The sequence below is a fragment of the Parabacteroides sp. TM07-1AC genome (genome assembly GCF_003480915.1).
Lineage (GTDB): Bacteria > Bacteroidota > Bacteroidia > Bacteroidales > Tannerellaceae > Parabacteroides > Parabacteroides chongii.
Map to the genome: position 1 here is coordinate 279,605 of NZ_QUKD01000009.1, position 14,500 is coordinate 294,104.

A 14,500-nucleotide genomic window follows, 5' to 3' on the forward strand; every position below is an offset into this window, starting at 1 on the left:
GTATCAAATATAAAAAATTAGAGGTATGGCGGATAATAAAGAACAAGTAATATTAGAAGTAGTTATTAAAAATGATGCAGCATCGAAACGGCTCAAGGAGAATAAGCAGGATATTGCGGAACTTCGGGAAGAACAAGCCCTGTTGAATAAAACGACACTGGAAGGAAAGGAAGCCTATAAACAGTATGAAGATGAAATAAAGAATCTGAGGAAACATAATGTACTGTTAAATCAAGAGATCAGGAACAATAATAAATCAATAGAGGACCAGGAAGGCAGTTTGCAATCTATGCGCGCTGAACTTTCCCGGCTGAATAAGGTATATGTGAATCTAAGCCAAATCGAAAGAGAATCAGCGAAAGGACGTGATTTGCAGAAGAAAATTAAAACTCTCAATGATGAAATTAAAACAACGGAACAAGGTTTAGGTGACTTTCGTCGTTCTGTTGGTGGATATGAGGAAGCGATTAAAACGGCCGCTGATGAAACCGGCCTGTTTTCAAAAGTGAATAGTTCTCTGAAAAGTGTAATTACCCCTTTTCAGCCCCTATACAAAAAGGTACGGCAAGAGGTCGGTTTACTTACTACCGATTATAAATTGAACTCTGCTGCTACAACTCAAATGTCTGGAGCCCAAAAAGCGGCTGCCATATCTTCAAATCTACTTTCTACGGGGCTGAAAATTTTGAAGATTGCCCTTATCAGTACCGGAATCGGTGCGATCGTTGTCGCGCTGGGTTCTCTTGTCGCTTATTTGACAAAAACACAGAAGGGAACTGAGTTACTGAGTAATGTCATGGCCGGATTGGGAGCAGCTATTAATGTTATAATTGATCGGGTTGCCAAATTTGGAGGTGCATTGGTTAAAGTATTCTCTGGTGACTTAAAAGGGGCAGCTCAAGATATGAAAGCGACCTTTGCCGGGATTGGTGATGAATTACAGCGTGAAATAAAACTAGCTTATGAGTTGAACGATATCAGTCAGCAGTTGGAAAAGCAGGAAGTAATGTTGAATATGCAGCGTGCAGCTGGGCGGAAAGAGATTGAACGGCTAAAAATGATTTCCGATGATACAACAAAATCGACCAAAGAACGTATTGCAGCAGCAAAACAGGCTAGTGAAATAGAACAAGCCGATATGAAGCAACAGATCGAACTCGGGGAAAAGAAGTTGGCTAATTTGTTAGGTCAGAAAGAAGTCACTCAGGAAGTTCGGGATATGTTAGAAGCTGTTTCTAGTGGGTCTATGAAAGCCGATGATGCTATATCTAAACTTGGTCTTTCCGAGAGTACAATATCTGATTTGAGAGAGTTTTCAGATTTGTTTCAAAATGTAGTAGACAAACAACGTGATAGTTATACGAAACAGATTGAACTTCAGAATAAGACAAATTCCATAACAAAAGAGAGTTCAAAAAAGGCCCTGGAGATAAAAAAGCAACAGCAGGCTAAAGAATTAGAGTTGAGCCGTCAGGCTGAAGATGCAGCTTTATCTTTAGTTAAAGAAGGGATAGAAAAACAGAGACAAACGGTAAATGTTCAGTATGATCGACAGATCGAAGATTTGAAACGCAAGCTCAGTACTGAAAAGAATTTAACTGATGCAGCAAAGAAAGCGTTGAATGATTCTATAATTCTGGCTGAAGAGAAGCGTGACGCAGATTTGAAGAAATTATCTGATGATTCTATCCAGGTTCAGATAAAAAAAGAAACTAAACGTATTCAGTTACAACTTGCTGCGGTTAAAGCAGGAACAGAACAGGAACATAATCTCCGTCTTTCTCTGATTGAGCAGAACCGACAGGCTGAGCTTGCTGCTAATTTGTTGCTGGCTGAAGAGCTTCGGCAATCGGAAGCCAATATAAATGCCGCATATAACAAACAGGTTGCAGATGAAAATAAAGCTTTTCGGAAAGAGCAATTTGACAAACAAATAGATATGCTTAAACTAGAATGGGAGAACCGGCTGCTACAGGTTCGTGAGGGTTCTTTGGAAGAGCATAACATAAAGATTCAACAAGCACAGTCAGAATATGATGCTTTAGTGAATATGGATGCTCAGGCAAAGGCGACTATGTTTAAAACTGAAGAGGATTACGTGAACGCTGTATTAAGATTACGTGCTAAGATTGCGGAAAGCACAAAACAGATGAATGAAGACTTGGAGAAAGATGCTAGAGATAAACGGGCAGCCATCGCTTCTATTGTTGGATCATTAGGGAGCGTATTGGGTAGTATAGCGGATGACAATATCGCATTACTAGCGCTAACTAAAACTTTAGCTATTGCAGAAGTAATGCTAAATCAAGGTGTTGCGCTTTCAAGAGCAGCTTCCAGTACTAAAGGCATTACTACATGGGATTATCTTGCATCTTTAGCGACTGTGATAGCTGCTGTTACCGCTCAGTTTGCTTCAATCAAGAGTTCTGTAAACAAAGTGGAGACAAATGTTAAGGCACCAAGTTTGGAGACATCAAAATATGCAGATGGTGGCGATATTGTTGGTCCATCCCATGCAAATGGAGGTGTTAAGATTGAGGCAGAGGGGGGTGAAGCTATAATTAACAAGCGATCTATGTCTAATCCCTTACTGCGTTCTATCGCTAGCGCGGTAAATGTAGCTGGTGGCGGTGTTCCTTTCTCCAATGCAATAAAAGCGATATCTTTTTCAGAACGTTCTCAAATTCAACAAGGAGTAGCGATAGGAAATCTTGATTTAAGTGAAGATTGTATAAACAACATAGCTAAAGCTGTCGCTTCGATGCCGGCACCCGTTGTTAGTGTTGTTGAGTTTACAGAGGTACAAGATAGAGTGAAAATGATCCAAAATAATTCTACTATATGAAAGTTCATGAAATATTAGCCTTTAATAAGGAGTTATTAGAAAAACTCTATTCTGCTGGTTTGAATACATCTGATTTTTTACATGTCGATCTTTATAATGAGTATGCCCGGCTAAAAAGGGATGGATTGAAAAAGGCTTATATTGTTTCTTTCCTTTCCGATCAGTATAATATGAGTGAACGAAAAGTGTATCAAGTTATTTCTAAGATGGAACGCTCAGTTTAATCTCTGTATTATTTATTTCATAGGCTGTATCGTTTTATCGGTATGGCCTTTTTTATTACTGCAAAATATGTGCAGTGCTTTTTCATTTTATTTTCTCTTATAATATACAATATGATATAAATTTGCACAAAAAGATATTTTAAATATGGCGGTATTAAAGATTCACAGCGATATAGTAGATGAAGAGACAAGGCAAATGAACTTGTTTTGGATCGGAGTGGACGGAACTTCCTTTGATTCCGTCGATGCTTTCATTGAAAGTATTCCGGAAGACGATAACAATATAGAGTTACGATTGAATTGTCGTGGTGGTAATTGTATGGAGGGGTGGACCATTTATGATAAGTTACGTTCAACGGGTAAAGAAATAACTGCCATTATTGAAGGTAAATGTGCATCTATGGCTTCTGTCCTTTTGTTGGCCGCTCCTAAAGAACGACGTTACGCCTATCAGAATGCTACACTATTGATACATAATCCTTATATCCCACCTTACACTTTGGCAGATGCTTATGATGCAGAAGATTTGCGACGTATGGCGGAGGACTTAGAGGCCGAAACGACAAAGATCGTGAATCTATACGTTGATCGTACCGGCTCCGAGGAAGATGTACTGCGTGCCCTTATGGCGGAGGATAAATTTGTTGATATGGATAAAGCAAAGGAATTAGGCTTTATATCCGAGGTGAAGCCTCCTATATCCGCAAAGGAAAAGCAACCAAAGAAATGGAATCACTCAAAAACAAATAATATGAATCAAGAAAAAAAAGTAACAGTAGCACAGGCTTTTCAAATGCTAGGAGTAGCATTAGGAGTCGTTAAAGCTCCGATTGTCAGTCTTGATCTGTCAACGGCAGACGGAAGTACTTTAACAGTAGAACGTGAAGACGGGGAACCACAGGTCGGTGATACAGCATCCCCGGACGGAGAACATCTTATGCCGGATGGAAGTACAATCGTCGTAGAAGGTGGAGTAATAACAGAAATCCGCGATCCGGAAGAGGAAAATAATAATGACGAATTGGATGCTGCCAATGCGCGAATAGCGGAATTGGAAGCTGAACTAACGTCTTTGCGTGCTCAGGCTAAAAGCCAGGACGAACTTGTAATTTTGAATAAGGTCAAAACTATGGGAGGTTTGGAAGGCTTGAAGAAAATTGCAAGTAGCTATGTTCCTGATGCGCGAGGTTTCCATGGCAATCAAGGTGGACAGGGCGGAAACAGTGATCCGGTTTCTCTGATTGATAAAAAACTGGCCGAAAAACGTGATGCCCGTAAAAAGAAGTTTAACAGATAAAAAATGTTTGTATGCCTAAGTTAGATTTTACAAAATTAACCCCGACAAATCATGCAATTGAGAGTTTGCGTGATTTGTTAAACATGACTGTGTTTCAGGATGAAAACTTGGAGCAGTTTATTACGTCAATGGGTAAAATAGTCCACGGTAAACGCCTTGGCTTCATTGGAGAAATGGAAGATGTCGGTAATGAGGGGGCCGGTTGTAATCCAACCTACAAATCAGTAGGTATTCCGGCTGCTGAAAAGCAGTGGGAACTAGGGGACTGGGAAATACCTTTGAATCTTTGCTATGAAGATTTGGAAGGAACGATCGCTGATTACTGTTTGAAAACTGGTACTGAAATTGGTGATCTTACATCTACGGAATACATGGATTACATTGTGTTACCCAAATTGGAAGAAGCCATGCGGAAAATGATGTGGCGTATTGCCTGGTATGGTGATAAAGACGCGAAAAATAACGCTGATGGAGGTGTGTTGACATCTGGTGTCGATTCAACTTTGTTTACGATGGCCGACGGTTTTTGGAAGCGTATTTTTGCTATTGCTGCCGGTAACTCTAATCAATATACAGAAATCTCAGCGAATGACACAGCATCTTATACCGCTCAGAATAGTGGATTATATACGAAAGGGGTTGCTACTTCCTTGTTTGAAAAAATCAGGAGAGATGCGGACGGACGTATTGAAGCTATGAACGGAGCCGCAATTTTCTGTACAAGATCTCTATCTGATGCTTTATCATGGGATGCAAAGCAATCTTATAACACAATTATGCCATGGCAAGTATTGTTTGATGGTTTGAAGATATCAGAGTGGGATGGTGTGAAAATTTATTCTATTTCGTTATTTGATAGGTTTACAAGTAAGTATCAAGATAACGGAACAAAGTTGAATTTACCGCATCGTGCTGTATATACTTCACCCAGTCAGTTGCTCATGGGCTATCCGGGTAGTTCTGCTATTTCAGAACTTGATGTGTGGTTCGAACGTAAAGAACGTATGAACTATATCTATTCAACGGGTAAGATCGGTACTCTTATCAAAGAGGACGAACTGATTCATGCTGCTTATTAATAATCCGGGGTATGGTATTCTGTACCCCATCAAATACTCATAGATATGGCAGATTGCGAAAGTTTAATTAAAAAAGATATTGATATCAACTGTGATACTCCGGTTACTCGTGGTTTGGAAGCTAATGCAGTAATCATTAATCGTTCGGATATTGATTTTGCAAAAAGCGTGTTTGCTACAGGAAAAAGCAATGTTCTTGAGGCTCTTGTTTTGAAGACAGGAAAGAAAGGATATAAATGTTTCGTACCGGGTAAAACACCCTTTACCGGGACTAAAACAAGTCTGAATGTTGGAACCTATGTAAATACATTCAATAATGAGTTTGCAATTGTGATCCTTGACAACGGACCGGAGACTAGCGAAAGCATTATTGATGGTTTGGCAAATGGGACGTTTGTAGTCGTTTATGAAAATAAACATAAAGGTACAACGAAAGATGCTGCATTCCAGGTTTCCGGTTTTTATCAGGGTATGACTGCAACGACATTGGAGAATGACAAATACAGTGAGGAAACTGAAGGAGGTTGGAAAGCTGTGTTGACAGAAGAACGGGCCCCGAAATCAGGTTTATTCCTGCATAAAACTGATTATGAAACGACGAAGGCTTTGTTTGATAGTTTAATAGCAGCAGCTTAATACTGTATAGGAATGAGAGTGGATGAACTATTGACAAATGAAGTGATCGAGCGTTTTCGTCTTCGGAAAGAAACACCGCAAGAACGGGATACGCTCGTTTCTTTGGCTTCTAAAGCTCTATGTCGCAAAATATCCTACACTTGTAGGAACTGTTATTTTGATGCGTTGATGGAACTCGTCAACCTTTATAAAACTAATCGAATATTATTTGAGGAACGTATGAAAGAAAAAAGATATCAGATTGCCCGAGGTATGTGTATGCCTCTTGGCTTTGGTTCCAGTCGTATGATCGTGTACCAGAATTGTACGGATGAGTTAGCGATCGAATTTTTGTCTTTGGATGAAAAAAACAGTAAGTATTTTGAACGTCTGCCTGATGGATGGAAGGATGATGTTGCAGAATATTTGGATAAGTTGTCAGGGAAAGAACATATTCCTGTTGAATTAACTCCTGCCGAATTGGATGCTATCGCCGATATGAAAAGAATGCTTATTGAAGGTATGACAAAAAGAGCTGTAAAGGAGCATTTTGTGACCTTTGATAAGGTTGGTGATGTAAAGGTTACGAAAAAGTATATTGATTCTTTACTGAAAGAGGCATCTGAACAATTGAAGGCAGAAAGTGAGAAGAAAACAGATGATCCGGGTAAAGATGGTGCATTGGAGAACGGAGAAAATCCGGATCAGACGGAAGTGGATTAATTGATACAATAGACTTGTGAAATATGACAATTGATGAAGTAAAAATACCGAAAATACGTATTCCTGTAGCAGATGTAACCAACCTGGATATACAAAGTTATGGAAAGGGGAATAACTATCCTCAGATGATATTGCAGTTGTTGGGTGCTTCCAGTAATGCGAAAAGTTGTGTTGGTCGGTATGCAAAATTTATTAGAGGTGCAGGTTTCAAAGATTCCTTATTTTACAAGTCTATTGTCAATATGAAAGGCCAGACATGTGATACTTTGTTAAGACTCTGTTCTGATGATTTGGCAAAATTTGGTGGATTTGCTTTGCACATAAATTACAATCTTCTATGTGAGATTACCAGCGTTGAGCATATTCCTTTTGAAGACTGCCGTCTGGGTATTGATGATGATACCGGATATATAGCCCAAATTGGCATACACCCAGATTGGACCTGTTTGAAGGGAAAGAAAAAGATCAAGAAACCCAGTAAAAGTACTATTGCCTATACAGATGTGTTTAATCCTAATCCCGACGTTGTACTATCTCAGATTGTGGCAGCAGGAGGTATTGAAGCCTATAAAGGTCAGACGTTATATGTGTCAAAAGATGGGTTCATGGTCTATCCATCTACCATTTACGACAGTGCCATTACTGATATAAGCACCGATGAAGGTTTGGCAAATGTTCGTTATCGTAATGTCCGGAGTAATTTTTTGCCGATGGGTATGTTCGTTTATCCCAAAGGACAGAAAGTCATGGTAGAAGATAAAGATGGAAATTGGGTTGAAGGGACAGAATATCAGAATGGTTTTGATGCAGCGAAATTTAAAGATTTTCAAGGTGATTCCGAAGCATGTAAAATTTTAGGTGTAGGGCGTGAAGATGGAGACGATGTTCCTCAATTTGTCGAGTTCCCAACCAAGAACTTCGATAAAGACTTTACTGTAACAAAGGATGCTGTAGCGGAGGAAATACATGCAGCGTTCAATCAGGAGGTATTTTACCGTATTCGTTCCGGTGCACTGGGGTTTTCAAACGACATTATTAATGATGCCTTTAACTTTTATAATGCTATGACGATCGACGAACGTGTCCTGATGGAACAAAGTTTCCGATCTGTGTTCTCACATTTTACATATCCGGTTAATCAAACAAACGACTATTCATTAATTCCTTTAAGTTATGAAGTCCAATCTGTTTAATAAGCAATTAACGGACGTAGATAGTGTAAAAACTACCATTCGCCCCATGTCGACGCATGTTGATGTTGAAAAAATACTTGTGTACATTGATGAATCCCAGCAGCAGGATATCAAGAATGCTTTAGGTGATAACCTTTTCATTGATTTACTCCGGTATGTCAACCGTGAGGAAGGCTCGCCGGTCAATGATGCCTATGAGAATTTGCTTTATGGCGGTATCTATAAAAATGGAAATGATGAGTTTATTTTCTCAGGGCTTGAAAAAGCGCTAAAATATTTCGTTTACGCTCGTTTGGTGAAACATGGAGACAGGAACCTGTCACGGGTGGGATTGATGCAGAATCAGGTTGAATATAGCTCACATGCGGAGTTAAAAGAAAAGCAGGAAGAGTATAAGGATGCTTTTTCTGTTGCTGAGGAACTGATGAATGATTGTCTCCGGTATATCAAGCATAATTCAGATAAGTTCCCTAAATGGAGAAAAGGAAGCATTACTCCGGTTCGTGGTCCTGTAATTTCTAAAATAGGGGACTGATGGAGAACTATACAGATAAATTCCTTTTTGGACTGATCGAGTTTTTCAGTTGGGCGAAATGGCTTTTCTTCCTGGCTTTAGTGCTGACACTGGGTGATCTGAAGTTCGGTATTGAAGCATCTCGATACAGGAAAGACCCGATCAAACGATCGCGAGCTGTCCGGCGTACAATGGATAAGATTACAAGTTATATCATTTGGGTTGTAATGGCTTATTCGTTCGGCCAGGCTTTTGGGCAACCATTTGGGATCGACTTGCTACCGCTTATAATTCTACTCGTTATATACGGTGTTGAGTTAGAAAGTATATATGTCAACTACTTTGCTGCACGTGGAAAGCATGTAAAAGTGAAGTTCTTGAATTTCTTTGGAAAGAAAACAGATATAATAGAAATAGAAGGTGATAAAAATGAGACAGATAAATAAAATCATAATGCATTGTACTGCATCGCGTGAAGGGCAGTCTCTTACCGTTGCTGATATTGATAAGATGCATCGGGCACGCGGATGGAACGGTATCGGCTATCATTACGTAGTTTATGCTGATGGATCAGTTCATAAAGGGCGACCAGTAGAAAAAGCCGGGGCGCACATTTCTGGGCACAATGCGGACAGTATAGGCATTTGTTATGTCGGTGGGCTAGATGGTTCCGGAAATCCCAAAGATACCCGTACCGAAGCGCAAAAGGCTGCCATCTGTGAATTGGTGAATGAGTTGTGTCGGAAATATCCGGCTGTTGTAGAAGTAAAAGGTCATCGAGATTATTCGCCTGATCTAAATGGTAATGGTGTGATTGAACCTTTTGAATGGTTAAAGGCTTGTCCCTGCTTTGACGTACAGAGTGAATTTACATCGTTCCTTCCCAACGTAAATGTAAAACCATGAAAGGCATTGTATTACTCTGGTGTATGTTTCTCTTTTTTGGATGCGGAACAAAAAAGCAAAGCTACAGATCGGAAACGGTTAGTACAGCTGTCAGCAGTCAAAAGGATAGTACACATGTCACGGAATCTGTTCAGCGGACAATTACGGAGTTACTGGAGTATAAAGGAACCGGTATCATAACTATAACAGAGTTATCCAAGCCGGACAGTATCGGCAATCAATATATTGTAAAGACTACCCAGATGGATATCCATTCCGAACAAAAACGATCGGTGACAACAGAAGAGAATTGTGATAGGCAGGAAACAGATACATCTGTCAAAGTGAAGGATGAAGGTATAAAAGATGTCGTTACAGATGATGTGCTGATTGATCGGGAGGCTGTTTTACCTAATTGGGTATTTGGGCTGATTGTTATTCTGTTTGGTTGTTTGGGTTTATGGATAGTCAGGAATATTAAATAGAACTTTTTCTCATAGTAATAGTTTAGTTAGTAATGTAGGCCGCTTTGCCTGAGATAGGTAGAGCGGTTTTGATTTTTTGTGATGAAATTCTTATTTAAAAATTATATTACTATTATATTTGCAAAAAAAAGAATTACTATGACGCGGAATGTGATTTCAACAGCTTTTGTTGGTGTTTTTAAGAATTTGCACAATAATATTCCTGTTTTGGATAATAAGTTTTGTAAGGATCTTTTTGGTAATCCTTACGATACAAATTGTGGTATAGGACCTGAGGGCTTTTTTATTGGAATGAATAAACCTGTTCCAAGGGTTGTGATCTCTCCTCAAAAAATAGTATTTGTTATGTCTAAATTAGATGACGTTTTTAATACAGTAGAAAAAGTTCAAGAGGAAATAATGAGAGTTACTGATAATTCTTTTGATTTTGCATTGTCTTCGTATGGGTTAAATTATGAATATGAGTTTTTAGAACTAGAAAAACCAGCCCCAATTTGGTTAGGTTGTAAATTTGCTAGTTCGATAAATAATGTTGCAGAATCGGATAATTTGGTATCGTGTACAGGTATTGGTCTACAGTTTGTATTAGATGAAAGTAATGCCATTGCTGTAGATATTCAACCAAGAAATGGGGTCATTGATGGATTGTTTATGTCTGTTAATCATCATCATGATGTAAAAATGGAATCTTTACCTTCGAAACAAATTTTGGAACAGGCATTTGATGAATCTCAAAAAATGGTGGAAAATAAGGTTGTAAATACAATATTGAACTAAGTGCTATGAATTTAAAAGTGTCAACAAATAATCAATCGGAAGCTTTTTCCATGCAAAAAATAACTTCACAGAGTGCATCTGTGGTAGTTTTTGCAGCGTTATTATCTTCTTCTCAGTTGAATGTTAATCAATTGTATGAAAGACAAAGCCCCAACATGTTTTATCCTTCATATCAAACGGGAAATCATATAAGTAATATTTCTAATTTAAAAAATGGGAATACTATAATTTCTAAAAGAGATTTTAGAGAGCGATATTCAAAAATTTCAAAGTCAAAGTGGTTTGTTCAAGCTTATGAAGGGCAGAGTCTGGGCGATGTTATAAAAGTTGAAGAATAGTATGTCTTGGTTGAAAAATCCAGAAAAAGAGATTACTCAAGGTTCTATCATTGATGGAATAGAATGGGGGATGGGGGATGATCCATTAAGTATTGTTCTTTCTAATCCTTGTGATTTAGAACATGGGAAAGCCAGTTTTTTAATAGTTGCAGCATTATTGCCTGCTAATGAAACAATATCTATGTCTAAAGAATTTTTGAGTAGAATTAATGATGTGGAAAGTTTTGAGTTACCTAGAAAAAGATGGACTTCATTGTCTAATTATTTGTTGGATATTATTCATAATAAGGTAATAATTCGTTATTTTTTTATTGATCCTTCTGATGTAATAGACTCTCCATCTTTGCTGGTTGATTTTCAATTAGTTAGATCTGTCCCGATATCTAGAAAGAAAGACTTAAAATATATAGCACAATTACCAGATCCTTTTAAAGAGCAAATGATTATGCATTTTGCGGCATATACTTCAAGAATTGCAGTTAATAGGGTTGATAATTTTAGAGAGTCTCAGTTGATATTGGAATTAGCTAAACCGTATAAATCATCGGTATAGTTGAAAAGTTTCAAAATTTTTACGGGCTGGATGTTTTTTCTAAACTCAAATACGCTTTTGATTACACAATTGTATTTAGTCTGGCGGGTCCGGTAGTTAATTTCTATCGGGCTTTCTTTATTCTCCTTTAAAAAAGGAATTGTCTGCTATCCGTCTGGCATTTTCTTCAATGGACACTTTTAAGTATTTGATTGTAGTCTCAATTTTAGAATGTCCTAATAAATCCTTTATAACAAAGATGTCTGCTCCGGAAAAGTATAAGTTAGTAGCAAATGATCTACGTGCCGTATGTGTAGATATACATTCGTTCTTATTATATGTATATGTATTGATAACTCCACCTTCAGTTTTAGAAATTTTCACTTCATCTGTTATACCGGCAATTAAGCCAAGTTCTTTAATATGGTCGTTCAATCTTTGATCTGACATCTTAATACTCATGATATTTGTTTTATTCAATAGGGTCCGGAAGTTTTTATGTATTGGTATAGAAACAATTTTATTTGTTTTTTGGGTGCGTATTTTAATGAGTTCTTTATCTATGTTGAAGTCTTCAATGCGTGAATAGTCTGATATCCGGAGACCGGTATAGCAACCAACTAGAAATATAAGGCGGGCATTGTTCAACGCTTTTACTTTTCGGGTGATACCGGATGGTCGAACATTTTTAAAGAAAGTTTGAACCGTCTCGGCTGTAATATTTAGATCAAAAATCTTTTGGACCTCTTTCTTCGTAAGGTATATCGAATCAGTTTCCTCCTTTTCTTTTTTGAACCTTTTATCTATATAAGCTGTGTTGTTATGTAGTTCTCCGGCAGATTCATTCATGAATTTGGTTATCATCTTGAACAGTCCTCCTATATAGTTTTTGGAATAATGGCGTTGTTGGTCTTTTATGGTATATGTCTTTGTGAGCATATGTGTACGGAACCCATTATAGAAGTCCATGTTTATGTTAGAGAAACGAAGTTTGTAACCTGTTTCTTGTTCGTATGCGACAAGATGATTGAGTAAATTTTGATAGTTCCTATATGTACCAGTCGTTTTATCGCATGTCTGGATATAGTTCGATATATAATTAGTTAAAAGAGAGTCATCTTTTACTACACCTCCGGCTCCCTCATTTATTTGTGCAATTTTGCTATCAACGGCCTTTTTGAATGATTGCTGGGTTGGAGTAATCAGTTCCTTGTCAAATTCGATAAATACTGAATCTATGATATTGATATATTTTTTTATCTGTTCGTTTTTTAGAAAGCCATCAGGATACTTTTTGCCTTCGCGACACCAGCGTTGGCTATCGATCCAGTGTTCGGTCCGAATAGATATACCTGGAGTGTAACGATATCTTTCTCCATTTTTTCTAATGATAAACTGTATAGATGTTGTTTCTTTACTTTTGTCAACAAGGAACGGATTTATCTTATTTGCCATTTGGAACGAATTTTGGAACGATTTGTGTAAATGTTGTGAATGCGAATATAGTCAAAAAATAGTAATGCCTGAAAAAAGTGATAATGCATGTGTTTAATTTAATGATAAACAAATGCTTTAATCCCTCCCGGGTCACGGTTTAAAGTATTTTTGTAAATGGCGATGCCTCTTTTTAGAGGTGTCGCCTTTTGCGTTTTATATGTGTACCAACATATTACGCGCCTGCTTAAATAAGAATTGTTTAACAAATCTTTACGGCGATTTTCGGGGAATAAATCGTTTTTGGGTCTCCTTTCTTATTTGAAAATTGCAATTAGAATAGGGAATACGAAAAGAGTAAAGCTGCCCAATAAGGCAATCGTTATTATCCAGTGCATTTGTACTGTTACATGGTTTGACGAAAAAGGGGAACCAATTGGTTCCCCTTTGTTATGTGAGCGGTACAGGTGTTCAATTAAAAATAGCTCTTTTTAAAACTGGACCAGACTCATTTTAGTTACGATCTCGTTGAATTTGTCTTGTATGGCTGCCTTTTGTTTTTCGGAAGCAAAAGCCAGTCCTTCTTTATATTTGCGCATCAATGAAGGATTAATCCCGACAGCTTGCGCAAATTGTGATACATTGAAGAAAGGAAAGGTTTTAAAAAAACCAGAAAAGTCATATTTGTAATCTATTGATATATTTTCCGTATACCATTCCGGAAACACACCTTTCTTTTCTTTGTAAAATTCGGCCTGTTCGTTTAGTACGTCTACGAAGTCATTTTTAGCCTCTTGTTCAGTCAGACCGTACCCGTACGCACCTTGTACAGATTTGGTGTAAACACCATAGCCGCCGTCTTCTGCTTTTTCGATAATTGCTACAATTGTTTTCATACAACAGATTTTTTGAGGTTTAGTCCAATTAAAGCCACTCCCCGAAGGGAGTGGCAGAACTTTTACTTTTTCAGTCCGGCATCCTTCATCATCGATTCAAGTGTACCTTTCGGTATTTCTTTACTCGGATGACGTCCGACAGGAATGAAATAGTCGAAGTCCGGGTGAACATACTTGTGATGTTTCTTACCCTTACTGATTGTCCAGCCTGCGGCTTCAATCAGTTTGTAAAACTCGGAATACTTCATTGTGTAAAAGAACTATTGTTTAATTGAACACTACAAAAGTAACATATTTGTTCCAAATGACCAAATATAAAAGTAACAAATTTGTTACTTTTATATCACTTCGTAGAATGTTCCTGTAATTTCAGGGTGTATTCCGTCGTTGGTAATCCGGTATTCCAGTTCTTTACAAATAAATAGCTTATTATTTAACAGAAATTGCGCTTGTATGTATATGACGGGCATTTAAATTAATACCAGCCAAAACCAATTTTCATACTGAACAAACAATCGTTCCAGCAATATTAAACGAAAGGAACACAATTATCAAATGAAAGAAGCATATATGTGTTCTATTCGTTTGATATATATCAAACGCAAAAGCGTTCGAATACAAATAATGGTAAATCCCGGCAATAATGGAGAAAATGTCTGCCAG

The 14,500-nt window shown here is 37.8% G+C and carries 17 protein-coding genes; 14 read left to right on the plus strand and 3 right to left on the minus strand.

The genetic code is table 11. From position 1 onward, the window contains the following. The first annotated feature begins 25 nt into the window (after window positions 1–25). The 14 genes from DXD68_RS18095 to DXD68_RS18160 all read left to right on the plus strand — a co-directional run bounded on the left by DXD68_RS18095 (window position 26) and on the right by DXD68_RS18160 (window position 11,528). Window positions 26–2,845 (plus strand): hypothetical protein, encoded by a 2,820-nt coding sequence (locus DXD68_RS18095; protein WP_122362897.1) that lies wholly within the window; start codon window positions 26–28, stop codon window positions 2,843–2,845. Further along, window positions 2,842–3,069, plus strand: a complete 228-nt coding sequence (locus DXD68_RS18100; protein WP_122362898.1) for a hypothetical protein — start codon at window positions 2,842–2,844, stop codon at window positions 3,067–3,069. Before DXD68_RS18095 ends, DXD68_RS18100 begins: the two co-directional genes overlap by 4 nt. 145 nt (window positions 3,070–3,214) lie before the next feature. Next, entirely contained in the window at window positions 3,215–4,366 is a 1,152-nt protein-coding gene (locus DXD68_RS18105; RefSeq protein ID WP_122362899.1) for a Clp protease ClpP, read from the plus strand. Window positions 4,367–4,377: 11 nt separating this feature from the next. After that, entirely contained in the window at window positions 4,378–5,445 is a 1,068-nt protein-coding gene (locus DXD68_RS18110) for a hypothetical protein (protein ID WP_122362900.1), read from the plus strand. Between the two features lie 45 nt (window positions 5,446–5,490). Next, on the plus strand, window positions 5,491–6,081 hold the full coding sequence (locus tag DXD68_RS18115; RefSeq protein WP_028729654.1) for a hypothetical protein: 591 nt from the start codon (window positions 5,491–5,493) through the stop codon (window positions 6,079–6,081). A 12-nt stretch (window positions 6,082–6,093) separates the two neighbouring features. Continuing rightward, window positions 6,094–6,783 (plus strand): hypothetical protein, encoded by a 690-nt coding sequence (locus DXD68_RS18120; protein WP_122362901.1) that lies wholly within the window; start codon window positions 6,094–6,096, stop codon window positions 6,781–6,783. Window positions 6,784–6,806: 23 nt separating this feature from the next. Continuing rightward, window positions 6,807–7,976, plus strand: a complete 1,170-nt coding sequence (locus DXD68_RS18125; RefSeq protein ID WP_122362902.1) for a hypothetical protein — start codon at window positions 6,807–6,809, stop codon at window positions 7,974–7,976. Next, a complete protein-coding gene (locus tag DXD68_RS18130) occupies window positions 7,957–8,511 on the plus strand; it encodes a hypothetical protein (protein ID WP_122362903.1) in 555 nt (184 codons plus the stop codon). The genes DXD68_RS18125 and DXD68_RS18130 overlap by 20 nt, the downstream gene beginning before the upstream one ends. Next, window positions 8,511–8,936, plus strand: a complete 426-nt coding sequence (locus DXD68_RS18135) for a hypothetical protein (protein ID WP_122362904.1) — start codon at window positions 8,511–8,513, stop codon at window positions 8,934–8,936. Before DXD68_RS18130 ends, DXD68_RS18135 begins: the two co-directional genes overlap by 1 nt. After that, window positions 8,920–9,396: an N-acetylmuramoyl-L-alanine amidase gene (locus DXD68_RS18140; RefSeq protein ID WP_122362905.1), complete on the plus strand. Its 477-nt coding sequence runs from the start codon at window positions 8,920–8,922 to the stop codon at window positions 9,394–9,396. Before DXD68_RS18135 ends, DXD68_RS18140 begins: the two co-directional genes overlap by 17 nt. After that, entirely contained in the window at window positions 9,393–9,860 is a 468-nt protein-coding gene (locus DXD68_RS18145; RefSeq protein WP_147383008.1) for a hypothetical protein, read from the plus strand. Before DXD68_RS18140 ends, DXD68_RS18145 begins: the two co-directional genes overlap by 4 nt. Window positions 9,861–9,998: 138 nt before the next feature. Next, complete coding sequence (locus DXD68_RS18150) at window positions 9,999–10,637, plus strand: hypothetical protein (RefSeq protein WP_122362907.1); 639 nt, start codon at window positions 9,999–10,001, stop codon at window positions 10,635–10,637. 5 nt (window positions 10,638–10,642) lie between these two features. Next, window positions 10,643–10,975, plus strand: a complete 333-nt coding sequence (locus DXD68_RS18155) for a hypothetical protein (protein ID WP_122362908.1) — start codon at window positions 10,643–10,645, stop codon at window positions 10,973–10,975. A 1-nt stretch (window position 10,976) separates the two neighbouring features. Beyond that, on the plus strand, window positions 10,977–11,528 hold the full coding sequence (locus DXD68_RS18160; RefSeq protein WP_122362909.1) for a hypothetical protein: 552 nt from the start codon (window positions 10,977–10,979) through the stop codon (window positions 11,526–11,528). Between the two features lie 117 nt (window positions 11,529–11,645). Here DXD68_RS18160 and DXD68_RS24560 read toward each other — a convergent pair whose 3' ends face one another. From DXD68_RS24560 to DXD68_RS18175, 3 genes are all read right to left on the minus strand, one after another. Beyond that, window positions 11,646–12,962 (minus strand): tyrosine-type recombinase/integrase, encoded by a 1,317-nt coding sequence (locus tag DXD68_RS24560; protein WP_229058358.1) that lies wholly within the window; start codon window positions 12,960–12,962, stop codon window positions 11,646–11,648. Window positions 12,963–13,432: 470 nt separating this feature from the next. Further along, window positions 13,433–13,837, minus strand: a complete 405-nt coding sequence (locus tag DXD68_RS18170; RefSeq protein ID WP_122362910.1) for a type II toxin-antitoxin system HicB family antitoxin — start codon at window positions 13,835–13,837, stop codon at window positions 13,433–13,435. A 62-nt stretch (window positions 13,838–13,899) separates the two neighbouring features. Then, window positions 13,900–14,085 (minus strand): type II toxin-antitoxin system HicA family toxin, encoded by a 186-nt coding sequence (locus DXD68_RS18175; RefSeq protein WP_122362911.1) that lies wholly within the window; start codon window positions 14,083–14,085, stop codon window positions 13,900–13,902. Window positions 14,086–14,500: the final 415 nt, after the last annotated feature.

Coding starts and splice junctions, on each gene's coding strand:
- DXD68_RS18140 (WP_122362905.1), top strand. CDS start 8,920: ATGAGACAGATAAATAAAATCATAATGCATTGTACTGCATCGCGTGAA.
- DXD68_RS18110 (WP_122362900.1), top strand. CDS start 4,378: ATGCCTAAGTTAGATTTTACAAAATTAACCCCGACAAATCATGCAATT.
- DXD68_RS18160 (WP_122362909.1), top strand. CDS start 10,977: ATGTCTTGGTTGAAAAATCCAGAAAAAGAGATTACTCAAGGTTCTATC.
- DXD68_RS18120 (WP_122362901.1), top strand. CDS start 6,094: ATGAGAGTGGATGAACTATTGACAAATGAAGTGATCGAGCGTTTTCGT.
- DXD68_RS18150 (WP_122362907.1), top strand. CDS start 9,999: ATGACGCGGAATGTGATTTCAACAGCTTTTGTTGGTGTTTTTAAGAAT.
- DXD68_RS18095 (WP_122362897.1), top strand. CDS start 26: ATGGCGGATAATAAAGAACAAGTAATATTAGAAGTAGTTATTAAAAAT.
- DXD68_RS18170 (WP_122362910.1), bottom strand. CDS start 13,837: ATGAAAACAATTGTAGCAATTATCGAAAAAGCAGAAGACGGCGGCTAT.
- DXD68_RS18125 (WP_122362902.1), top strand. CDS start 6,807: ATGACAATTGATGAAGTAAAAATACCGAAAATACGTATTCCTGTAGCA.
- DXD68_RS24560 (WP_229058358.1), bottom strand. CDS start 12,962: ATGGCAAATAAGATAAATCCGTTCCTTGTTGACAAAAGTAAAGAAACA.
- DXD68_RS18115 (WP_028729654.1), top strand. CDS start 5,491: ATGGCAGATTGCGAAAGTTTAATTAAAAAAGATATTGATATCAACTGT.
- DXD68_RS18145 (WP_147383008.1), top strand. CDS start 9,393: ATGAAAGGCATTGTATTACTCTGGTGTATGTTTCTCTTTTTTGGATGC.
- DXD68_RS18105 (WP_122362899.1), top strand. CDS start 3,215: ATGGCGGTATTAAAGATTCACAGCGATATAGTAGATGAAGAGACAAGG.
- DXD68_RS18135 (WP_122362904.1), top strand. CDS start 8,511: ATGGAGAACTATACAGATAAATTCCTTTTTGGACTGATCGAGTTTTTC.
- DXD68_RS18155 (WP_122362908.1), top strand. CDS start 10,643: ATGAATTTAAAAGTGTCAACAAATAATCAATCGGAAGCTTTTTCCATG.
- DXD68_RS18130 (WP_122362903.1), top strand. CDS start 7,957: ATGAAGTCCAATCTGTTTAATAAGCAATTAACGGACGTAGATAGTGTA.
- DXD68_RS18100 (WP_122362898.1), top strand. CDS start 2,842: ATGAAAGTTCATGAAATATTAGCCTTTAATAAGGAGTTATTAGAAAAA.
- DXD68_RS18175 (WP_122362911.1), bottom strand. CDS start 14,085: ATGAAGTATTCCGAGTTTTACAAACTGATTGAAGCCGCAGGCTGGACA.